This is a genomic window from Allomuricauda sp. d1 (genome assembly GCF_039592695.1).
Lineage (GTDB): Bacteria > Bacteroidota > Bacteroidia > Flavobacteriales > Flavobacteriaceae > Flagellimonas_A.
This window is the reverse complement of the sequence record NZ_JBBUTK010000001.1, coordinates 910,642-933,154: the sequence shown is the minus strand read 5'-3', so window position 1 is coordinate 933,154 and position 22,513 is coordinate 910,642. Positions and strand designations below refer to the sequence as shown.

Annotated in this window: 25 protein-coding genes; 11 read left to right on the top strand and 14 right to left on the bottom strand. The window is 40.9% G+C overall.

Features of this window, described 5'->3' with window-relative positions:
- Positions 1-66 precede the first annotated feature (66 nt).
- Together AAAH86_RS04370 and AAAH86_RS04365 are read right to left on the bottom strand one after the other, a co-directional pair.
- Positions 67-762 carry a response regulator transcription factor gene (locus AAAH86_RS04370; RefSeq protein WP_343486280.1) on the bottom strand — a complete coding sequence of 232 codons (696 nt, stop codon included), beginning with the start codon at positions 760-762 and terminating at the stop codon, positions 67-69.
- Positions 762-1,691, bottom strand: coding sequence for a histidine kinase (locus AAAH86_RS04365; RefSeq protein WP_343486279.1), 930 nt, complete (start codon positions 1,689-1,691; stop codon positions 762-764). The genes AAAH86_RS04370 and AAAH86_RS04365 overlap by 1 nt, the downstream gene beginning before the upstream one ends.
- Positions 1,692-1,981: 290 nt before the next feature.
- Here AAAH86_RS04365 and AAAH86_RS04360 point away from each other — a divergent pair, with 290 nt between their 5' ends.
- The 9 genes from AAAH86_RS04360 (at position 1,982) to AAAH86_RS04320 (ending at position 12,123) form a co-directional block, all read left to right on the top strand.
- On the top strand, positions 1,982-3,946 hold the full coding sequence (locus AAAH86_RS04360) for a serine hydrolase (RefSeq protein ID WP_343486278.1): 1,965 nt from the start codon (positions 1,982-1,984) through the stop codon (positions 3,944-3,946).
- A 503-nt stretch (positions 3,947-4,449) separates the two neighbouring features.
- The gene (locus tag AAAH86_RS04355; RefSeq protein WP_343486277.1) at positions 4,450-6,525 is read left to right on the top strand and encodes a glycoside hydrolase family 172 protein; all 2,076 of its coding nucleotides are present in this window, start codon (positions 4,450-4,452) and stop codon (positions 6,523-6,525) included.
- Between the two features lie 297 nt (positions 6,526-6,822).
- On the top strand, positions 6,823-7,635 hold the full coding sequence (locus AAAH86_RS04350; protein WP_343486276.1) for a deoxycytidine triphosphate deaminase: 813 nt from the start codon (positions 6,823-6,825) through the stop codon (positions 7,633-7,635).
- Positions 7,635-8,210 carry a nucleotide pyrophosphohydrolase gene (locus AAAH86_RS04345; protein ID WP_343486275.1) on the top strand — a complete coding sequence of 192 codons (576 nt, stop codon included), beginning with the start codon at positions 7,635-7,637 and terminating at the stop codon, positions 8,208-8,210. The genes AAAH86_RS04350 and AAAH86_RS04345 overlap by 1 nt, the downstream gene beginning before the upstream one ends.
- A gap of 60 nt (positions 8,211-8,270) precedes the next feature.
- A complete protein-coding gene (locus AAAH86_RS04340) occupies positions 8,271-9,266 on the top strand; it encodes a nucleotide kinase domain-containing protein (protein WP_343486274.1) in 996 nt (331 codons plus the stop codon).
- Entirely contained in the window at positions 9,247-9,747 is a 501-nt protein-coding gene (locus AAAH86_RS04335; protein ID WP_343486273.1) for a TIR domain-containing protein, read from the top strand. Before AAAH86_RS04340 ends, AAAH86_RS04335 begins: the two co-directional genes overlap by 20 nt.
- Position 9,748: 1 nt before the next feature.
- A complete protein-coding gene (locus AAAH86_RS04330; protein ID WP_343486272.1) occupies positions 9,749-10,375 on the top strand; it encodes a hypothetical protein in 627 nt (208 codons plus the stop codon).
- 13 nt (positions 10,376-10,388) lie between these two features.
- Complete coding sequence (locus tag AAAH86_RS04325; protein WP_343486271.1) at positions 10,389-10,802, top strand: hypothetical protein; 414 nt, start codon at positions 10,389-10,391, stop codon at positions 10,800-10,802.
- A gap of 877 nt (positions 10,803-11,679) precedes the next feature.
- Positions 11,680-12,123, top strand: a complete 444-nt coding sequence (locus AAAH86_RS04320) for a hypothetical protein (protein ID WP_343486270.1) — start codon at positions 11,680-11,682, stop codon at positions 12,121-12,123.
- A gap of 88 nt (positions 12,124-12,211) precedes the next feature.
- Here AAAH86_RS04320 and AAAH86_RS04315 read toward each other — a convergent pair whose 3' ends face one another.
- Positions 12,212-12,541 carry a hypothetical protein gene (locus tag AAAH86_RS04315; protein WP_343486269.1) on the bottom strand — a complete coding sequence of 110 codons (330 nt, stop codon included), beginning with the start codon at positions 12,539-12,541 and terminating at the stop codon, positions 12,212-12,214.
- Positions 12,542-12,696: 155 nt separating this feature from the next.
- On the opposite strand from AAAH86_RS04315, the gene AAAH86_RS04310 reads away from it, so the two are divergent.
- Positions 12,697-13,221: a YceI family protein gene (locus tag AAAH86_RS04310; RefSeq protein WP_343486268.1), complete on the top strand. Its 525-nt coding sequence runs from the start codon at positions 12,697-12,699 to the stop codon at positions 13,219-13,221.
- A 153-nt stretch (positions 13,222-13,374) separates the two neighbouring features.
- On the opposite strand, the gene AAAH86_RS04305 is transcribed toward AAAH86_RS04310, so the two are convergent.
- Positions 13,375-13,746: a hypothetical protein gene (locus tag AAAH86_RS04305; protein WP_343486267.1), complete on the bottom strand. Its 372-nt coding sequence runs from the start codon at positions 13,744-13,746 to the stop codon at positions 13,375-13,377.
- Between the two features lie 256 nt (positions 13,747-14,002).
- On the opposite strand from AAAH86_RS04305, the gene AAAH86_RS04300 reads away from it, so the two are divergent.
- On the top strand, positions 14,003-14,965 hold the full coding sequence (locus AAAH86_RS04300; RefSeq protein ID WP_343486266.1) for a TerC family protein: 963 nt from the start codon (positions 14,003-14,005) through the stop codon (positions 14,963-14,965).
- A gap of 8 nt (positions 14,966-14,973) precedes the next feature.
- Here the strand turns inward: AAAH86_RS04300 and AAAH86_RS04295 are convergent, their stop codons facing one another.
- From AAAH86_RS04295 to AAAH86_RS04250, 10 genes are all read right to left on the bottom strand, one after another.
- Positions 14,974-15,408, bottom strand: coding sequence for a hypothetical protein (locus AAAH86_RS04295; RefSeq protein ID WP_343486265.1), 435 nt, complete (start codon positions 15,406-15,408; stop codon positions 14,974-14,976).
- Positions 15,405-15,659 (bottom strand): phosphopantetheine-binding protein, encoded by a 255-nt coding sequence (locus tag AAAH86_RS04290; protein WP_343486264.1) that lies wholly within the window; start codon positions 15,657-15,659, stop codon positions 15,405-15,407. Before AAAH86_RS04290 ends, AAAH86_RS04295 begins: the two co-directional genes overlap by 4 nt.
- Before the next feature lie 6 nt (positions 15,660-15,665).
- Entirely contained in the window at positions 15,666-16,940 is a 1,275-nt protein-coding gene (locus AAAH86_RS04285; RefSeq protein WP_343486263.1) for a beta-ketoacyl-[acyl-carrier-protein] synthase family protein, read from the bottom strand.
- Positions 16,930-17,376, bottom strand: a complete 447-nt coding sequence (locus AAAH86_RS04280; RefSeq protein ID WP_343486830.1) for a FabA/FabZ family ACP-dehydratase — start codon at positions 17,374-17,376, stop codon at positions 16,930-16,932. The genes AAAH86_RS04285 and AAAH86_RS04280 overlap by 11 nt, the downstream gene beginning before the upstream one ends.
- A gap of 2 nt (positions 17,377-17,378) precedes the next feature.
- The gene (locus AAAH86_RS04275; protein WP_343486262.1) at positions 17,379-18,167 is read right to left on the bottom strand and encodes an SDR family oxidoreductase; all 789 of its coding nucleotides are present in this window, start codon (positions 18,165-18,167) and stop codon (positions 17,379-17,381) included.
- 166 nt (positions 18,168-18,333) lie between these two features.
- Positions 18,334-19,389, bottom strand: coding sequence for a type III polyketide synthase (locus AAAH86_RS04270; RefSeq protein ID WP_343486829.1), 1,056 nt, complete (start codon positions 19,387-19,389; stop codon positions 18,334-18,336).
- 2 nt (positions 19,390-19,391) lie between these two features.
- On the bottom strand, positions 19,392-20,105 hold the full coding sequence (locus tag AAAH86_RS04265; protein ID WP_343486261.1) for a methyltransferase domain-containing protein: 714 nt from the start codon (positions 20,103-20,105) through the stop codon (positions 19,392-19,394).
- On the bottom strand, positions 20,105-21,232 hold the full coding sequence (locus tag AAAH86_RS04260; RefSeq protein ID WP_343486260.1) for an NAD(P)/FAD-dependent oxidoreductase: 1,128 nt from the start codon (positions 21,230-21,232) through the stop codon (positions 20,105-20,107). Before AAAH86_RS04260 ends, AAAH86_RS04265 begins: the two co-directional genes overlap by 1 nt.
- Before the next feature lie 74 nt (positions 21,233-21,306).
- Positions 21,307-21,999 (bottom strand): OmpA family protein, encoded by a 693-nt coding sequence (locus AAAH86_RS04255; protein ID WP_343486259.1) that lies wholly within the window; start codon positions 21,997-21,999, stop codon positions 21,307-21,309.
- Positions 22,000-22,003: 4 nt separating this feature from the next.
- The gene (locus AAAH86_RS04250) at positions 22,004-22,486 is read right to left on the bottom strand and encodes a lipocalin family protein (RefSeq protein WP_343486258.1); all 483 of its coding nucleotides are present in this window, start codon (positions 22,484-22,486) and stop codon (positions 22,004-22,006) included.
- Between the last annotated feature and the right edge of the window lie 27 nt (positions 22,487-22,513).

Sequence of the window (22,513 nt, the reverse complement as noted above, 5' to 3'; positions counted from 1 at the left end):
TTTGTGGTGGTTTTTTTGTTTTCTAGTGCCTTTCATACCAAAAATAGAGCAAGGGAATCAACCACTCTATGATTTTACTAAAACTTCTATTTTTTTTGATACAATGACCTTATACATGGTACTAATAGGCACTTTATTATCTTCAATCAATAAATGTGTTTTAGTCGCTTTGGTTACCCTTTCCAAATTGGCAATGTACGATTTGTGTGTGCGTTGGAAGTTTTCTGGTAATACCGTCGTAATACTAATAAGTGTTTCAGAAATCAGGTACATCCTTGAATCGGTAAAAATTTTCAAATAATTTCCGAAACTCTGGATATATAGAATTGATTTGAAGGAAATATTTACGGGAACTCCATCATGTTTTATTTGAAGTTCTTCGCCCCCTTTATTTTTTTTAGGCTGTTTTAGTTTTGAAGTTGCAACCTTGTTTATTGCTTTCAAAAACCGTTCAAGTTTTATAGGTTTAAGTAAATAATCCACAACACCATAATTGTAACTTTCGAGGGCATATTCAGAATATGCTGTGGTTAAAATAACTTTGGGGGGATTGATAAGCGAACTCAAAATTTTCAATCCGTTAAGTTCTGGCATTTCAATATCAAGGAAAATAAGATCAACTTCATTTTGCTGGGCGAAATTGATAAATTCAAGCGGATTTCCGGTACTTAGCACAAGTTTGAAGTTTTCAATTTTGGCACAATAATCTTCCAACACTTTACGCGCCAGAATTTCGTCATCTATGATACCTATTCTGATCATTAAGTCGAAGCTTTTAAATCAATAGCTAAGTTCACTCGATATGCTTTTTCCGTATTATCAATTTTCAATACATGGGAATTGGGATATAGCAGATTTAAACGTCTTCTCACATTTTCTAGCCCTATTCCTTCTCTTTTCGATTCAGTAGCCATAGTAGGCTTTGAATTCACTACACAAAAATGGAAGGTGCTATTTTTCATCTGGGCGGAAATATCAATTGTACTCTGTTCATTGGTACTTTGGGCGCCATGTTTAATGGCATTCTCGACAAATGGAATGAGCAACATCGGTGCTATTGCAAAGTCCGATACATCTCCATCAATTGAAAATTCAATAATACAACGTTTACTCAGTCTTTTTTCTTCAAGTAATAAGTAGTTTTCTAAAAACTCGAGTTCTTCTTTTAATAAAACAATATCTTTTTTAGCACTCTCCAACTGATATCGCATTAATTCTGAAAGTTGCATGACAACATCTGGGGTTTCTGAAGATTGTTGTCGGGAAAGTGAGTAAATACTATTCAATGAATTAAATAAAAAATGCGGATTTACCTGCTCTTTCAAATAGGTGAGCTCCATGTCTTTTTGTAACTTTTCCTTTTCGTCATTTTCCCTTCGAATGATCATATTTCTTCTTAAAAAGAAGGCAGCCATTCCAGTTCCGGTAGTATAAATTAGAAAAGAAATCATTTTATAAACACCAATCCAGTTAGGATATGCTTTTAAATATGCCCCGAGAAATATGCTCCCAATAAGCAGTATCCCATATAAAAAATAGCTTCTCTTATCATAAAAAAGGGGAATGAGAATAAAATGATTTATCCAAATGACACCCATAATGGTAACTGCATAGCTCAGTTGCCATACATAAAACTCATAATCACTATGAAATTTATCTTTGAATAACCACCCGCCCAATATTTCAAGCATGGCTACCAATAGAAAGGCACCCACGTTCAGGAGTATCGTATTCCGTAAAGACTTTTTTACCATAAGCCAAAGATGCTATTGAAAACTGAATAAAGATACCATCATGAAATGTATAGCGGCACAACTTCTTTACAAAACCCTGATATCAATGACAAAGTGGTTTCATCATTTATTTGTTGTGTTTGTCCGATTTGAAAGCATCTAGACGAATTCTGTGATATTTTTATCCAGCAGTTAATTCTAAGTGTACAATGCCCTATATGTCTATCATTCATAAAAACAATTTCAATATGAGAGCAACTAAATTAGTAGTACTGATACTAACCATAGCTGTAAATACTGCTTTTGCCCAGAAAAATTTTGAATTGTCAAATACAAAGATTATCCCGATACAAGATTCTAAAACAGGAGGAAACTATGAATTGTATGTAGAGCTGCCAGAAAAGTATGCTGAGAATCCTGATAAAGCGTATCCTGTCCTGTATTATACTGATGCCGTGTGGCATATCGAAGCGCTATCTGCCTGTCAAGAATTCATCCTTGAAGATGTCATCCTAGTTGGCATCTCTTGGCAAAAAGACATCAATGAAGACTTGAAAGAAGAAGTAGGAGCACATGTGAGCCGGTTTCGTGATTACTCGATAAGCAAACACGACAATCCAGAAGTTCAACAAAAATATCAATTGGGCCAGGCCAAAACTCATTTGGACTTTATTCGAAATGATGTGATTACGTATGTTGACAACACCTACCGCACTGACCCAGACAGCCGTACTTACTTTGGCTATTCATTGAGCGGTGAATTTGGTGCTTATATACTGCTGACCCAACCTGATACTTTTAATAATTATATCATTGGAAGTCCATCAATCAAAACTGATGTACCCGCTTTGGCAGCCCTTAATTCTGAATTTGGCCCTTTTGAGGCATCAAATAGAAACTCGAGCCTAAATGCCAATGTTTTTATTGCCTATGGCTCATTGGAAGAGGAGGAGGTAACCGAACCTATCGAGGAGTTCATTAAATTATTGAATGATAGAAGAGATAACGGCTTATCCTTACAGAGGGAAATCATTGAAGGCAATCATCAAACGGCATTCCCGATGACTGCAGTGCGTAGTGCCGCCTGGCTGTCAACAGCGATTACCCATGATTCAAATACCAATAATGAACTTTCGCTCTGGAAGGTTCCGCAACTCAACAACGCATTTATCAACACTTCACCTGAAGACAAAAAAGATGGTATCGCCGTAGGTGAATTGGGCGTGGATACCGGTGACAAGGAGACGATTCTAACCCTGGCAGAAGAAATCGCAGATCATAAACATGGCCGATTCGACAGCTTTCTTATTGTACATAAAGACACCCTCATCTTTGAATCTTATTATGCACGTGGCCGCATCGATTTGCCCCATGGCCAAGCATCGGCAACCAAAGCCTATACCTGTTTGGCGCTCGGTCGTGCAATTCAAATGGGATATTTATCTATGGATGATTTGGACAAAACAATAATTGACTTTCTCAACGAATTGGACCCCACCAAATTTGTAGAGGGCGCAGAAAAAATCACACTGAATAAAGCATTGACGATGCGTTCCGGAGTCCGCATTGATGAAGAAAAATGGAAGGAAATTGAAAAAGATACAAATAGGTTAAAAGGCCAGGGGCATGTTCAAGTTTTACTCGAACATAGCGAGCCGATTACCACAGCATCCCAAAGTTTTAAATATCAAGATGATCCCGGGTTGGTGATGCAGGTTCTTGATGCTGTGGTTCCAAGTTCTGCCAAAGACTTTATCAAAACCGAATTGCTCGATAAATTGGGAATCACAAATTATAAATGGCGGACTGACGTTAGCGGACTGCCAACCGCAGGATGGGGGTCGAGCATGACCTCACGCGATATGGTCAAGTGGGGCATCTTGGTCATGAACAAGGGCAAATGGAATGGTGAACAACTCATCCCAAAAGCGTATATCGACAAGGCCTTGAGCCGCCTACTCTTAACCGGTGATGATGATGTTTATGGCGGCGGCAAAGACGTCTCTAAGCAAGGATATGGGTACTATTGGTGGAGTGCTGATTTAAAACATGGTGATACCACTTATTTCGCATCATCTGCCCAAGGTGGCGGCGGCCAGTATATCATTTTGGTTGAGGAGCTTGACCTAATGGTTGTGATTACCGCCCATGATAACGATAATGCTACGCTGCAGCTGACCGCCGAGCGAATCATACCTGCTTTTTTAAAGTAAATGTTTTGGTTAGGAAACTCGTATGGGTTTGGTGTTGTGAATTGTATGCAATTCCGCCTACTGTATCAATTTGAAGTGGTCGACTGTAAACCGAAAATGTACGAGCCAAAACATTGTAAGGATACCATGGAAAAAATAACTGCCTAGCAAAAGTTACCTCGCTAAAATTATCTGAAAATTCTTCTAAAAGCTACTTTAAAGAAGGCAATGAAGTCGTCGAGGGCAATTGATGAACACCGTTAAAAAGCAATGGATTAGCCATGAATAAACACTTTTTATACGACCCTTGGCAGGAGGGAGGGTAGGAGAATGGGTGTGGAATAGTGTTTTCTCTATCTTTGTACTGGGGTTTCCAACTACTTAATAGTTATTGGATTGCATACTTGTCATTGCCGAAAACTCGATTCGGATAAAGTAGCGCTTCAGGAAGAAATACATACCATTACCGTTCGGTCTCATAAAAATGCTATCATTACGAGAATCCGCATTTATGGGGTCCATAAATGATAAGAAGAACCGTGGAAAGAAAAAGCATACAGATTATCGGCTTCGTAGCTCTGCTTATTTTATCAACTTGCCAAAAAGAAGAAAAAACGGTGTCGTATGCCGACTTGGTCAATCGACTGACCGACCTTAAATCATTGGCAGAATTGCCTGTTGCAGGTGAAAAAAGTGCCATGTGGTCCAGCTATGACCGTGACAGCAAGATAGATTCAACTTCAGACAAGTTCATCGATTGGGATGCCAACAACGATGGTTTTAAGCCCCAATACATACGAAAGGAAGGCGATAACGAGGTGCTGGCTGAAATGACTGGCCCTGGGGCCATAGTGCGAATATGGTCTGCGAGCCCCCGTAAGGGCAAGGTAAACATCTATATCGACGGTAGCGAGGAACCCGTGGTCAGTGAATCGTTCATCGATTATTTCAGCCCGAGCATTCCTGCCTTTGACTATCCCGAACTGGTCTATGAGACCAATGCCAAGGGCTTCAACAATTACGTGCCGATACCTTATCAGAAAAGCTGCAAGATAGTGGCCGAACCGGGTTGGGGGCAATACTATCACTTCAACTACATCACCTTCCCCGAAAGCACACAATTGGAGGTTTTCAATCCGAATCCAACACAAGAAGGAAAACAGACATTGGATCAAGTAAACTCCTTTTTTGCCGAGCGTATGGGCGACTATCCACATGAAAGGGAAGACCTAAAAAAGGAAGCGGCAGAGATAGAATTGGCCGCCAATGAAAGGAAGACGGCATTTTCGTTAAAAGGGAAAGGGGCCATTGCCACCTTTAAGGCCAAGTTCAACAATTTCGATCCGGCAAATATTGAGGAGATTATGCGAAAGACTATTCTGGAAATACGATGGGATGGAGAAGAAAACCCCTCGGTATGGACACCGCTCGGCGACTTTTTCGGCACCTCCCCAGGTTGGAATGAATACAAGACCCTCCCCATGGGCATGACCGATGAATGGGCGTACAGCTATTGGTATATGCCCTTCGCGGATGGAGCGGAAATCTCCCTCCAAAATCACTACGATGGCCCGGTATCGGTGACCTTGGAATTGCAAAAAGAAGAGCTCAGCGGAAATATGGACTGTTACGGCAGGTTCCACGCCAAATGGCATCGTGATCTTGCACCTTTGGAGGAAGAACGCTGGCCGGATTGGAGGCTTTTGGAGACCAAAGGCAAGGGAAGGTTCTTGGGTGCGCACTTGTTGGTTTGGAATCCCAAAGGCGGTAGCTCCGAATCCGGTGGTCCCGGCCATTTTTGGTGGGGTGAAGGGGACGAGAAATTCTTTATTGATGGGGAACAATTTCCCTCCACTTTTGGTACGGGTACAGAGGATTATTTTGGATATGCCTGGTGCAATCCCTCAGTATTTGAACAGGCGTTCCACAGCCAGACGCAGGACAATGACAATATGGGCTACCAACCCATGAACCGGTGGCAGATAACCGATAATGTGCCCTTTCAAAAATCGTTTGACGGCTATTTGGAAAAGTATTTCCCCAATGAACTGCCCACGCAGTATAGCACCGTGGTGTATTGGTATTTGGATTCGGAGGGAGAGGACACGCTGGCAGCAGTAGCACCCGATGAACTTTATGGGTACGAGACCCCCTTTGAGGTATTTAGGCAGGAAGGTGCCTTGGAAGCGGAAAACCTTACCGTAGCGGAAAACACTGGCGGATGGGTCTCAACAGATTTCTGGGCACACGAATCATTGTTCGAGACTGTCAGCGGACATAAAATCATGGTCTGGTTTGCAGCCAAGGATAAACCAAATAATTTGGAGGCAACCTTCGAGTGGCCTAAAGCCGGCAATTATGAGGTATATGCCAATCTGGTAAAACGGGAGGATGGTGGCAAATTCGATGTCAAAATAAACGGGAAGAAGTTAAGCACGTTGGATTTTTATGCCCCAAAGGATGATAAGCAGACCGAAAGGGTCAGGCTTGGACGTGTACGTCTTCAGCCGGGCGAGCAGCAGGTAGAGCTCGGTTGGTCTGGCAATGGCGACTTTCCCCAGGCCATGCGTATGGATTATTTGGAGTTCAAGAAAGTTTAGCCAGTCTTCGAAGAATTTGAATAGCCTTAGTGCTACCCATAAGCATTTGTACTATAATGTACCGCGTTATGTAACTTGAGCTTTGGTAAAAGCGAAAGTTTGTACCGCACTTCCAGAAAAATTTCTACTAAGAATTCTTTGAAAAGGCAATGGAACACTTTTTTCACTACCCGAAAGGGTAGGGGAATGTGTGTGGAATGATTTGTTAATTAAAATGTTCATAAACATTTCAAATTCAGATTCCAACAAATCAAAAATAGCTTTATAATATCTAATTTTACTTTATATAGTTTAAAAATGGCTTTTTTAGCAAATAAAGAACTCAAGAAGGAACTCCCAAAAATAATTGTGGAGGGATATATAGAGCAGAACATAAAACATGCGTCTTATGAATTGCTATTAGGAGATGAGATATACGCTAACAACGATTCAACTAAAACAATTTTAAATGAGAATAATTCTCAGTTTGAATTAAAACCCGGACAATTTGCCCTATTAATGACCAAAGAGACACTGAATATCCCTACCGGATTTATCGGTTTCATTTCTTTAAAATTTGGATTTAAGAAAAGAGGATTAGTAAATATCTCCGGATTTCATGTCGACCCAGGGTTCAAAGGAAGATTGAAATTCTCCGTTTATAATGCAGGTTCAAAGAGTATTATTCTTCAAAGAGGCAAACCTTACTTTATGATATGGCTATCGGAATTGACTTCTAAACTGTCGAAGGAAGAGGCATATGGTGATGAGAATGAGCATCAAGATCAAAATCAAATAACCCCAGATGATATAATGACCATTCATGGAGAAATAGCTTCGCCAAATGAGTTATTATATAAAATAAATTCCTTAGACAGTAAAATAGAACTGGTGGGCTCTGAGGTGAAATCAAAAAAAGAAAGAAATTGGTGGGGCATAAGAATCATTATTGGTATATTAATAGGTATAGCATTAAAAGTTTTTTGGGATTGGTGTCAATATAAAAATGGATATCAGGATGCGATGGAGAAAGTTGAAACCGATAATAGGCAGATTAATGATTTAAAAAATGAAATGTTTGAATATATTGATATTCAAATGGATAGTATTAAAAGAGATTCGATTAAGTAATGGTGAAAAAACTTCAAAATATAGATTTTGACTCTTCTTTTGAAGAGAAAGAAAGGCTTCCAAAAACTTTCATTGTTGATTTTAAGGAAGTTACTATTGATGGAGAGGAGAGCGTAAGAATTACAATAGATGGAACTCAAATCGGAGATGTTATTGATGACAATTCCTATGAAAAGGATTTTTATCGCTACCACGATGTATTTCACTACACTTTTGCCACCATGTTGGATTGGTCGCCATGTACCCGCGCAATGCTAGGGAGAAAAAGAAAAAGTATTCCCCTTATTGATGAATGTGAAGACGGGGCGAGGGCAACAATTACAGAGGAGGCCATTTCTCTTATTTTATTTAATGAATCCAAACGAACCAATCTTTTTAAAAGTGGTAAAGTAAGTAAAACTATTTTGAGAATTATAAAACAAATGACAGAGCCATTTGAAGTAAGAGTAAAAACAGAGCTAGATTGGGAAAAAGCAATATTAAAAGGGTATGAACTGTTTAGAGAACTTGTCGCAAATAGGGGTGGAAAGATAGAGTTTAATAAAATCAAAAGAGAGGCTTATTACATTGGTTAATTAAAGGAAATTTTGATACTCATTTTTAAGCAATTTTAGCTGTTAGTTCAAAACCATTAGTTGGAAATAATAACAAAAAAAACTTTACCAAAGACTTCCGAGGTGTATAACACTTATTGGAAATTTGCGGTTGAAAGACAGAATATTTTTTTTAATAGAATTAGCGGTTTATCAGTTTGGACTGATGATGATATTATGTCCGAACATAAATTCACTAATGCTTACAGAGCATCAGATAGGGTTAGTCAATTTTTAATCAAAGAAGTCATCTATGGTTTTGAGGGCAACCCTAGAGATTTACTATTTAGAATTTTACTTTTCAAGATTTTCAACAAAATTGAGACTTGGGAGAGATTGATGATGGAAATTGGCTCGATAAAATATGAAAATTATGATTTCGAGCAATATGATAAAATCTTAACTAGTATTTCGGAATCTGGGGAAGCTATTTATTCTGGTGCTTACATAATGACATCTGGGAAATCCGCTTACGGTTTTGCAAAAAAGCATCGCAATCATCTAAAATTAATTCAGTTCATGATTGAAGATGATTTAGCAGATAAAATTGCAGATTTGAGAAGCATGAGCGAGCTTTTTTATTTATTAAAGTCATATCCAACAATAGGAAACTTTTTAGCTTATCAATTTGCTACTGACATAAATTATAGTGAGTTATGTGACTTTAATGAAATGGATTTTGTTTTTCCTGGACCAGGAGCGTTAGACGGTCTGACGAAGTGTTTTATAGATTATGGAGATTACGATGAAAGCGATTTAATAAGATATGTTACAGAAAGGCAAGAGGATGAATTTCTAAGACTGGGATTACAGTTCAAAAATTTGTGGGGAAGAAGTTTACAATTAATAGATTGTCAAAACCTTTTTTGTGAGGTAGATAAATATGCCAGAGTTGCTCATCCTGAAGTCAAAGGAATTTCGGGAAGAGTCCGAATAAAACAAAAATTCAAACCGAAAAGAAATAATATAAGCTTTTGGTATCCTCCTAAATGGGGTATTAACGAAAAAATATATAGTAATGAAAGTAGTTCAGAATAAAAAGAATAACGTTTTCATAAGTCATTATTGGAAAGATGACGATAAAGTTCAACAGCTTAAAAAGAGATTGGCTGATAAGGGATATAGTATAAGGAACTATTCCATGGATAGTACCAAACATACGAGAAAAAGAAGGCCTAGTGACGAAGTGATAAGAAGGTTTTTGAGAATTCAAGTAAACTGGTCAGGCACTTTTATTTGCCTCCTTGGCCCTAAAACCCACACTAGGAAATGGGTTAACTATGAGATTGAGCAAGCGCATAAACTTGGAAAAAAGATTGTCGGAATATATACACATGGCAATAATGAAAAAGTTGAACTACCTCAAAATTTCAAAAAATATGGGGGACCAACTATTGGTTGGAATTCTTTGGATAAATTGGCCGACATTATGAATGACAAAGAATTTCCTTTAGAAAACCCAGGCGGTTTGCCAAGTCTACCAATTCACAAAAAACCTGCTGTGAAATGTAGTGCGTAAAATGAATTTCTTTTCCTATAAAGTTGAGCACGACTATGGCTTGGCTCCAAATCCTTTCGGGAAATATTGCACTTTGGCCGTTTGCAAACCTAGTATTCGAAAGAATAAAAATTTGTCAATTGGAGACTGGGTTATCGGAACTGGAACGAGGAATTTGAATCGAATTAATCACTTGATATATGCGATGAGGGTGAGTGAAAGATTAACCTTTAATGAATACTGGAGGGATATCAGATTCAGCTATAAAAAACCTAATGTAAATGGTAGCTTAGTTCAAATATTTGGGGATAACTTCTACCATAAAAATGAAAATTCTGTATGGACACAGGAAATCTCTGCACATTCCTTTGTTGACAAAGAAAAACATACTCAAACTGATACAAGTGGTGAAAACGTTTTGATTTCAGAGGAATTTTACTATTTGGGCCGAAAATCACGCTTAATACCTGTGGGGCTTAGAGAAATCTGCAATAAAGGAAGGGATATGAAGTATAAAGGTATTTCGGAGGAATTGGGTCTTGAGTTTATAAGTTGGGTAAAATCAAACTTTGATATAGGCATCAATGCTGACCCTATAAATTGGATTGATTTTGAAAATGAAATGAATCAACTAACTTTATTCGATTAGTTTCAAGTCAGGGATGGAAGAAAAAATAAAACACTTAGAATTCATTCAAAATATAATATCAAGAATGAATAGTAATTCGTTTAAAATTAAGGGAATGAGCGTTACTATTACATCTGCTTTGCTTGCACTTTCTGCTAATGATTTCAATCTATTATATATATCTATAGTTTATTTTTCTCTCTTTGTATTTTGGGGATTGGATGCCTACTATCTTAGCCAAGAAAAGGGTTATCGGGCATTGTATGACAAGGTAAGAAGTAAAGAAGGTAAAACAGATTTTTCGCTAAAATTAGACCCTTCCAATATTAAAGGTGAAAATTCTTGGAATAAAACCTTGCTGAATAAAACTATATTGCCTCTTTATTTAATACAGGGGTTAATAGCTTTGGCGCTAATTCTCTTTTTTAAGTATAAACTATCTCAATAGGTCCTATGGAGTAATGGCCTGAAGAAAATGCGGGCCGGTAGGGGAGTGAATTTGTGGCTTGGCACAATGAGCCATTGCCCTGGGCTTTGTGTTAGGGCGTGAAACGCCCACATAGCGAAGCTATGAAGACACAAAGGGAGCGGGGAAGCATATTTTCTTCTTGAATTTTTGTTTCTTTTGTTTCAAGACAAAAGAAAAGAGAAAACCAAAAGGCTCCATTCTATTTGACATAATGTTATAAGCACTTACAAAAGAAGCCGAACTAGAGGGGGATGTGAGCAAGTGCTAAGAATTTTGCTCGAAGACAAAATTTTAGCTTTTGCGGCAAGCTGACGATAAGCCGAGGAAATTTTTCTTCAATAAATTCACAATTAAACAAAAGGTTTCAATAAAACGAAAAACTGGAGCTTTTAATGGCGCTGGCCAAGTGGCTGAGAATTGCGTATAAAAATAAATGCAAGGGCATTTACTTTTTATGAAAGCAATATGCTGTTGGCCGAGCGGCTATTTTACATAGCGACAAATTATGGTACAGACGCAAACATGCGGTGTTAGCCGACCGCTTAAAAAAGTTTCATGACCCTGTTGTTACGTTGAATAGAAATAATACTGGCGAGGGATATTTGACATAATAGAATTATGACCTACAGCCAAAAGGTTGAATCAGAGAAACCCATAAACCAATCTGTATCATAATTTATATTATGTAAAATATAAATTTTCATCTACCTCTATCACAGCTTCCCTTAACAAGGTTGCCGAAGTTCTTTTCCTCGTAATTTTAATTGACTTCATCGAAAAAATAAAATAAAATACAGGTCGTGAAATTCCTTCTTTTAAATTTGAATGTGTAAGAAAATAACTCAAAAAAATGAAAATGAAAAGTTCCCCTTATTCGCTCATGGCGCTCGTGTTGCTTGTGTTTATTGGTTGTAAAAGTGACGATATTGATTCTGTAATTCTTCAAAGCACAGAATATCGTTTGAACGCAGTTAATGGTTCTGGCATCACCGGTACCGCTACATTTACACAAGACAGCAATGGTTCAACCGAAGTTCTGATTCAATTGGATGATGGTTCATCTACCGCTATTCATCCTGCTTTTATCCGCTTTAACAACGCAAATGAAGGTGGTGCCGTAGCACTTACCCTAGAGGCTTGTGAATGTGCTGTCAGTAGAACTGCTGTAACAGAATTGGATACGGGAACAGCCATCTCTTATGACGATTTATTGACTTTAGACGGACATATAAGCATCCATGAAAGTCCAACAGATATGACAGTGATTTCAGTTGCTGATATCGGGGCAAACGCTAATTAAGACATAAGATTCAAGTAAAAAGGGGCCGGAAGCAATTAGCTTTCGGCCCCTTTTCTATTTTTCCACTGCCAATAAACGTATGCCGCGCTCAATAGTGATTGTTTATTTGCGATAAATAAGCCGCCATATCAACTTCCAATTGATGGTATCGCTTCTCACAACTTTCAATCTTTCTCGCTTGCTCTAACTTGAAGTTCGATTTGTCACGAACGATGTCCAATAGCAGTTTTTGATCTAGAGCCAGCGATGTCAATCCGTCCTTCAGTTTTCTGACCATGATAAAACAGCTATAATCGGTTGGCTCACAACGATAGGACTTCAGTTTTTCAAGGTATTTGAAAATACTGCGTTGATGGCGCTCCAGTTTCATAATGGAACGGGCCATACCGTGTCCCCTATTGATAACCGTATCGGTCATTGTATGTAATTGGAAAGGTTTTACCCTCAAGTTACTTAAAAATTGTACTCAAACGAAACAGTTTAACGTTGGTTTGAGAAGATTTAACAAAGAACTCGTTCAAGCGCAATGATAGTTTCTACATTTTTCTCGAACAAAACACATAAATTGTCCACATGAAAATGGTTTTTCCAATTCTAATGTTTGTCATTGGGTGTCTTATCCCCCCACACTATTCAGATTCACAACAGCAGAGTGCAGAAATCTCTAAAGCCGAAATTTCCTTTGTATTTGTTTCCAAAGATGTGGCAGGTACCATCAGTGGATTTCAATCCAACTCCAGAATTGATTGGGATAATCCTGAAAACTCCTATTTTGAGGGTGCTGTGGCAGTAAAAACTTTAGATACCAACAATGGGTTGCGAAACTGGTCGTTGAAAGGGCGCAAGTATTTTGATGAAGATGACCATCCGCAGATTCGCTTTAAAAGTGAAAAAGTTGCTTCAGATGACGATAAGCTTATCGTTAAGGGCACATTGACCATGAAAGGCGTTTCAAAGCCCATGACCATTACCTTTCAAAAAAAGGAAAATACGCTGACTGGTCGCTCTTCTTTATATACTTCGGATTTCGGTATCAACATCAAAAAAAAGCGTGAGGATAATCTTGTGAAAATCAAAGTGGTTTTTGATACGAACTAAACCTTTTACTATCCAGTTAAAAGTTAAGACCTTGCAATTTTTATTTCAGCTACTACTTTAGTTTCTATAAATACTTTGGCCACGAAAAGTTATTGGGTTATTCATTAAGCTATTTGGGCATTCCGACTAGATAACCAATAACTTAGTTTATACTCAGTCATCATTGATGACAACAGCTTTTTCGGTCTGCGCTTGTTGCTTTTCCTTTAAGGACATCACAAACTTTTTCAACCGTAATGAAAACGGATTGTGCATCACATCGTGACTCAACTTCTCTTTTTGCCTTTGTTTTAAATCAGAACTTGAAATAAGCCGTAACAAGCGCTCTCGTTTTTTTTTGCTCTGCTCATGGCTCTTTTTTAGGTCAAGCCCAGATATGGCCAACGAGCTGTCAAATCGGTCAATGACATCCAATGAATCTTGTGCTTGTTTTTTTTGGATCATTACCGATTTGGCGGTCACTTGTGCAGTCATGGTGGTCACCCCCAAAATGACAAAAAGGAAAGGTAAAAGTTTCTTTTTCATTAGGTTGATACAGTGTTCTGTATACCAATATATTACATTTCAAAAAAACGACCATATTTTGGAGAAAAATGGGTTGTTCAAAGACGTAAAGTAACCGTGCATCGATTTTTTGTACGACCTTGATAAGCCAGACCTGTTCGTTTGAAAATGTGTATCAGGTCATTTTCTTTTTTAATGCGATACGGAACAGAATTTTGGATTCTTACTTTTGTGCCTTCAAAAATTAGCCAATTGAAAAAGTTTAAATGAGTTCATTATGTGGGTATGGATACTTTTCATTGCCGTTGTCATCGTTTTTCTTGCCCTTGATTTAGGGGTTTTTCACAAGAAAGAACATGTAATTCGAAGCAAAGAAGCAGCGATATGGACGACTGTTTGGGTGTCAATAGCACTGGGGTTCAGCGGAGTCATCTATTGGCTCTTTTCCAACGGGTTGGTAGAAAATCCAACTGGGCTTACCCCCAACAATGCTGTGCTAAAATATGTTACAGGGTATCTGATAGAGCTTTCCCTGAGCATTGACAATGTTTTTGTGATTGCGGTCATTTTCGCTGCCTTTAACATTCCACCCCTATACCAGCATCGGGTACTGTTCTGGGGTATTTTGGGCGCCATTGTCTTTCGGGGGTTGATGATTGTCTTTGGGGTCGCTTTGATCAACAAATTTGAATGGATTATTTATGTCTTTGGAATTTTTCTATTGTGGACGGCCTATAAGATGCTAAAGTCTGATGATACGGATTTCGACCCAAAGAGTTCTTGGATATTTCGGCAAATCAAAAAACTATACCCCATCACAAACACCTTGTACGGCAACTCTTTTTTTGTAAACCGCATGGGAATCACCGCGGCCACCCCCCTATTCGTTGCACTGATCATCATTGAGCTCACCGATGTGCTCTTTGCATTGGATAGTATTCCTGCAATCTTGGCCATCACCGCTGACCCCTTCATCGTGTTCAGCTCCAACATTTTGGCCATTCTCGGCTTGCGTTCCATGTATTTTTTGGTCTCACGGATGTTGGAAAAATTCCGTTATATCAACTACAGCTTGGTGGTCATTCTGGCATTCGTGGGACTCAAAATGCTCTTTTCACATCAAATTGAAATACCAGAGTGGGTTTCGTTGACGGTCATCTCCGTAGCACTGATAGCAGGTATCGTGGCTTCCTTGGCCATCCCCGAAAAAGAACATGAGCTTCCGGTCAGTGGTGAGTGACAAGTGACTTATCCAGTTTGGCCCTTGAAAATAAATCGGTACAATTTGCCGACGGCCCAATTGCCCAATGGAAAATACAACGCAAAGAACAACGCCATGCCCAAGGCAAAGTTGCGTTCGGTAAACAATTGGTCAATGATGTTGTTCGGATACGCATAGGAAGTCCCCAAAACATATCCCCCGAACTCCAACAATCCCATGGCGATGAGTCCGTAGGCATACTGTGTGTGAAACGGTAAACCCCTGAGCAGCAGTGAAATCGGCACCATATAGAGAATGTAACAGGTAATGACCTGCCACCAATAGGTGAATCGCGCGATTTCAACTTCGATGCCAAACTGGTTCATGCCCAGGCCCCAAAGAAAATAGACCACGCAGTACAGGGCAATCAACCGTTTGTCCACATTGAGTTTTTGCTTGGCCCAAGCCAGAAATTCCTTCATTCTTTCTTGTTGATTTTGGTATCAATAATGTTCAGGGCATCCTGCACAGTCTTCATCCCATCCATATCCTCATTTTCCAGTTGAATGTCAAAGGCATCCTCTACATCGAGCACGATATCCACCAAATTAGCCGAATTGATGTTCAACTCTGTCGTAAAATCACTTTCAGGTTTAATGTCATCCACAGAGACATCGTCGGGCAAATACGTGCCCACAATCGCCTTGAGGGCTTCGTAACGGTCTTTATTCATAGTACACTAGTCGCTAAAGCTGCTAAAAATAACACAGGCATTGACATCGCCAAAGCCAAAACTGGCCTTTGCCATAATTTTTGGTGCAATAGTCAAGGTTTTATGTGGAATTTTATTCGGATGGACGAGTTTTTCAATTTCAGGATGCACATCTTCACAATTGATGGTGCCGTATATTTTTTTGTTGTGGATTTGCAATACGGTTCCAACGGACTCAATACTGCCCGCCGCAGCCAAACAATGCCCGAAATTCCCTTTGAAGGAGTTCACATACGGAAACCTTTCTCCGGATAGGTTCAAAGCGGTACTCCAGTTTTCAATCTCGATGGGATCTTTGGCCGTGGCCGTCAAATGACCGTTGATGGTATCAATGGCATTTGTCTCTACGGAAGCATCTCTCAAAGCCCCTTTGATACACTGTTGTACCGCCTCGCTGTTGGGCGCGGTCATGCTGCCCCCATTTCGTTGCCCGCCGCTATTGATGCACCCTCCCAATACTTCGGCATAGATTTTTGCACCACGCTCTTGGGCACTTTGCAGGGATTCCAACACCAATGCCCCTGCCCCACTCCCTGGGACGAATCCCGCTGCTGAGGCGCTCATCGGCCGACTGGCCCTCTCAGGGTTTTCGTTAAATTTTCTGGGCAAAATGCGCATCGCGTCAAAACCGCCCCAGACATACGGACCGCTATCGCTGCAACTGCCGACCAGCATTTTTTTGGCCTTGCCCAATTGTATGCGTTCATACCCCATCAAAATGGCCTCTGTACCCGTCGTACAGGCCGAGGAGTTTGTGGTCACTTGGTTTCCCGCACCGATCATTCCCCCTAAAAATGCGCTGATGCCGCTGGCCATGGTCTGCACTACGGCAGTGCTGCCCAAACGCCTGACCTCACCCGCATCGACCTTGTGAATGGATTCCCGAAATTTGTCGACACCCAAGATTCCGGTGCCGAAAATGATTCCACAATCCCAATCGGGTGTCTTGGTTTTCTCAGCCTCGAAACCTGCATCCTTCCAAGCATCCATCCCTGAAATCACGCCATAAATCAATCCGCTTGCGTTCAATCCTTTGAGCTGCACATTGGTGAAGTAATCATTTAGATTAACAGTTTCAATATTCGGTTTTCCAATAACTTGGCATGAAAAATTGAGCTTTTGCAATTCTGATGAATGTGCAATGCCACTTTTTCCTTCGGAAAGCAATTCATCGAGTGCTTGAAGTCCGACCGCACCAGGGGCACAAACGCCCATCCCCGTCACTACTACCCTATTCATCATCGGTTGTGCTTTTTAGCATGCCCGACAATGTTCCCCTGCAGACCAATTTTTCTTTTTCATTAAACATTTTGACCTTGCATTTCAGTTTCTGAAAGCGATAATACACCTTTTCAGATACCACGGTCACCATCTCATCCGGATAGACAGGCAACAAGAACTCCATTTCACTGCTCGAAAAGGCGATTTGCAGGTTATTTTCAGTGGTCTTATCCCCCAGATAAATTCCCAAACAGACCAAGCCTATCTGTGCACAACATTCGGTCAAAATGACTCCTGGTGTTACGGGTCGGTCCGTAAAATGGCCTCGGTAAAAATCTAAATCCTTTTGAAAGGTATATCTGCCCTTGGCGCCGTTTTCATCAACATGCAGCAGCTCATCCACAAACAAAAAGGGTTTTGAGTAGGGTAATTTGGATATGATTTTAGTAGGATTCATGGTCATCGCAAGCTCTCCCCCCCATCCACTTTGATCACGGTGCCCGTAATCCATTTGGCCTCCTCTTGGCATAACAAAAACACGGCATTGGCGACATCTTCAGGGGTCGTCAACCGCCCACTCGGGTTTCGCCGCAAGGCACTTTTCTTCAGTGCCTCATGCCCGGGAATCATCAGAAACGCCTTGGTTTCTGTCGCGCCTGCCTGAATACAGTTGGCCTTAATGCCCATCGGGGCGAATTCCAACGCAATACTTCTGGTCAAAGCCTCCAAAGTTGTCTTGGCCGCTGAAACGGCCGCATAACCAGGCCATGCCTTTGCGTTGCCCTCACTGGTAAAGGAAATGATCCGCACATCTTTGCTAAAGAGATGGGAATCGACCAATGCTCTGGTCCAATCGTAGAGGCTCAGGGCCATGGCGTTCAACGTAATCTGAAAATCCTGGTGGTTGAGCGTTTCCGCTGTCTCTGAATGCATGGGTTTTAGACTTCCCTTGGCGATACTGTGTACCAACACCTTGATTTTGCCAGAGGCACCCAATAGTTCTTTTATTTCTTCAACGACTTCCGTTCTTTTTTCAGGATTGGTAGCATCCACGTTAAAGCTTTGCAATTGAACCCCATTTGAAGTGATTTCTTCAAAATGCGTTTCAATATCCTCTAAATCAGACTTTCTATCCCTATGAACAATCAAAATATCATATCCGCTTTGGGACAATTTTTTTGCCGTGGCCAAACCCAATCCACTGCTTCCGCCCAATATCAAGGCCCATTTTTGATGTTTTTTGTTCAAAACAAGTTATTTTGAAATTCTATGGATATTGTTTGCCAATTATTTGAAAGTACGAAATATGAAGTTAGAAGTACGAATTAATAATAATTTCGGTTACATCTAAATTGTTTCAGCTAGAATTAGAAGCAATTCTACATTCGTAATTCAAAATTCTACATTTAAAGAATTACCACTCCAACAGCACCCGTTGTGCCGAAAATCCCGGGCCGAAACTCAAAACGAGTCCCTGCTCGCCTTTTTCAAGTTTTTTCTCAAGGAAGCGCTCCAACACATAGAGCACGGTGACGCTGCTCATGTTGCCAAAGGCCCTCAACACTTCACGGGTATCTTCGATAGACTTGCCCAAGTTACCAAACAATTCATCAACGGTCTGCACAATTTTTCTGCCCCCCGGATGAAAAATCAAATGATTGACCTTTTCGATGGAACTGCCATACTTTTTCAAAAATGGATGCACAATAGCCCCAAAATGCGCTGAAATCACCTCGGGCACCGCAGGGTCCAATATCATTTTGAGGCCTGTATTGGTCAAATCAAAGCCCATCAAGTGCGTGGCATCCTCAAAATGGTACATCTCTTCACCGATGATGGCCGGTCCCACATTTTCTTCTTCGGATGACAACAGCACACAGGCTGCACCATCACCGAAAATAGCGGCACTGACCATGTTTGCCATTGAAAAATCATTGAGCTGAAACGTAGCGGTCGGACTTTCAACAGCCACCACCGCAGCGCGTTTGTTGGGATTGCTTCGTAAAAAATTTGTGGCATAAATCAATCCTGATACGCCAGCGGCACAGCCCATTTCAGTGACCGGAAGCCGTACCACATCTTGCCGCAGGCCCAAATCGTTGATGAGATAGGCATCCAGAGAAGGGATCATGATGCCCGTACAACTGACCGTGATGATATAATCGAGCGAATCGGGTGCCCAGCCTTGGGCTTTAAAGGCATTTTGGAGTGCCGTACGCCCCAAGGTTTTCATTTCACGCACATAAATGTCGTTTTTTTCTTGAAAGGAGGTTGCCGTGAACACTTCTTCAATGTCCATGATACCGTATCGTCGGTCAACGCTCGCCCCCTCAAAGATTTTGATGACTTTTCTACGGAATCGCTCTTCTTGCCCACCAAGCCAAAACTCAACAAACGGAAGTATATCTTTTGTGTCGCGTGAATATTTAGGCAATGCCTTTGCGGCATTTACAATGCGAACTTGCTGCATGATCAATTGGGTCGTTGGTTTTGAAGCGTCCATACATAACGGAAGGCCCATTTCCATTTCACTTCATACATAACACCCGGTATTTTCTTTGAAAATGCAATCAACTCAGACTTTTTGAATGCCCGCTTTATGGATACCAAACCATCGTTCTTTGCCACATTGGTCTTCATGAACATCATACTGAATAGCCGAAACAGCATACAGGCCAAGCGGCTTCTTTGCAAATCATTGATGATGACTCCAATTTTTGCTACGCCGAGCATCGTTTTCAGGAGCGACGGAATGGACGAATTTTCAAAATGATGCACTGTCAGCGTGCAAATGACGATATCACAACTGTGATTCTCTGTATTCAAGTGCATGATATTTCCTTTTTGATAAGCAATCTCAGGGAAATTTAAGGATTTTTCCCTCGCCAATTCGATAATATCATCACGAAGTTCGATACCCGAAAAATGACCTCTAATTCCCGCTTTTCTGAACGCGGTGGCCAATGCCCGCAGCATGTTTCCATCGCCGCACCCAGCATCTAAAATCGTATACGATTCTTTTTTTGTCTCATAGACCCAGTCCATCACTTTTTGCACCGTTATGGCGTTGCCGCCCAGCAACCGGTTGGTCTTATTGATATCTTCGAAGACCATTTTTAGCGTTTCGACGCCTATATCCGGAGCATCCATCAGTTCGGTCTCTGTGCTGCGCAGGGTCAAATCCATTAATTCAGTATTGGTTCACCATGTGTTCGTAAAATAAGGTATTGCAGCATCCTTTCTGATTGTGCCAAAGTGCCAATGGCAAATTTTGACAGGGATTTGCTCAGAAGAACAGTCTGTAATTGCCTACCCATCCACAGGCGTTTTTGAAAATTCTTTTTCCATAGTGAAGCATATTCTTTTTCGACGTTTGTAACGGAAAAATTCTGCTGTGCCGAGTGCTTTTCAATGGTTTCAGCAGCAATTTTTGCACTGTGAATGGCCATGGCCATGCCATTACCGCAAAGCGGATGTATCATTCCCGCACTATCGCCCAACATCAGCACGTGGTTTTCTACAGGCTTCTTTTTTTGAAAGGAAATCTGAGCGATTGCCAAAGGCTTTTCGAATTTCGGTCGGGCCTTGGATAGAAAATGGTCTAAAATTGGATTGCTGCCCACTACCCTTCTCGTAAAAGCATCCACACCTTTCTCTTTTTGGAAGCTTTTGTAGGCCGCTAAATAACAAAAGTTGACACTGCCGTCCTCGGTTCGGGAAAGCCCCCCATATCCCCCGGGAAAAGCGTGCAAACCTACAAGATGCGTTTCATGTTCATCGAACACATAATGACACTTGACCCCCAACCATGGGGAATTTTGCTTTATGAAGCTACGATTGAGTTTTGTGTCAAGATTACTGCGCTTTCCGAAGGCCCCCAAAGTAATTTTAGAGGTTAGTTTATGCTGATTTTTTGTGGTGGTGGTGAAGTATTCACTGCCATACTGAACATCTTCCACAGCATCAAAAAGAAAATCCACGCCTGCATGAACACATTGGTCATACAGTGCTTTATCAAAAGTATGACGACTCAAACCGAAGCCACCCAAGGGCAAATGTACTTTTATGGCTTCCCCATTTTGGTCACTCAATTGCAAGGTATCGATGTTGACCGCATTCAAATCACGAAAGCTGATACCCAATTGTTCCAAATAGGGTTTTACCTCATTGGAAACATACTCACCGCATACTTTGTGTCTGGGGTACCGATGTTTTTCAATGACCAGAACGCTACAACCTAATTTTGACAGATGCAATGCTGCCGTAAGACCTGCGAGTCCACCCCCCAAAACAATCACCTCGTAATCGCACATTGTATGAAGATAGTGTATAAAAACAAAAAATCCCGATCGTTTGATCGGGATTCCCATACTAATTTTTAAAGGATTTACCCTTTGGTTTCTTGCATGGCCTCCTGCTTTAGCGCATCGCTGGCCACAATGGCCAGCTCTACCCTCCTGTTCTTTGCCTTGCCCTCACTGGTTTCATTGCTGGCCTTTGGCTGGGTTTCACCATACCATTTTGTGGTCAATCGGCTAGCAGCAATACCTTGATTATTTAAATAACTGCTTACGGATTCAGCCCTGCGCTGTGAGAGGCTCCAGTTGTAATCCTCAGGCCCGGCACTATCGGTGTGGCCTTCAACCAGTACATTGGTTTTTGGATATTCTTTTAAAATATCAGCCAATTTATTCAGTGTTTCCGCTGATGTGCCCTTAACGTTTGATTTATTGGTATCAAAATAAACCCCAGCATCTTCGTTGAAGGTCACGTTGATGCCCTCACCCACACGGGTCACTTCAGCCCCTGGAATCTCTTCTTCGATACGTTCGGCCTGACGATCCATGCGGCTACCGATGTATCCGCCAGCGGCACCACCAACGGCAGCACCGATAATGGCTCCCAATACGGTATTTCCTTTTCCAACATTGTTTCCAATAACACCACCAATGACCGCACCCCCAGTGGCGCCTATGACAGCTCCTTTTTGGGACTTATTGGCATTCTTTGTGGCATTGCACCCTACAACCAGACCAAAAACCACAAGCATGGCAGTTGTTTTCAATATATAGCCTTTCATATTTTTATTTTTTTGAGAATTCGTAAACTACGGTGACGGATTGTCCATCGACCGATACATTAGACTTTAGTGTCATGTTCTGTTCCGTAAGGTTGGCAATGTCAAGTCGATAACCTGCTCCGCCTGAAATATCCTTTCGGTTTTCATCAATGAACTTGAACTGCAATTGACTGAGCCGATTTTCTGGCTCTACGACCGACCACCTAAAAAAGCGGTCGCCGCCTTGACAGAGACTGCCATTTTCAATGGTGTAGCGCCCGGTACTATTATTGTCCCTGAAGAACCAATCACTGCCCTCAAAGCAAATATCGCGGGCATCACCAAAAAGAACGGATTGAAAATTGCCTGTGCTGTTTTCGTACGAAACATTATCCAACGACCAAGTGCCACTGAAAAGGTTTCGTTGTGTTCTGGCAGATTTGCTGACCGTACATGAGGTAACGACCATACAAATTGCGAGGAACAAAACTTTACTAGTTGTTTTCATTATAAGATTTGATTTGTTTGCAGTACA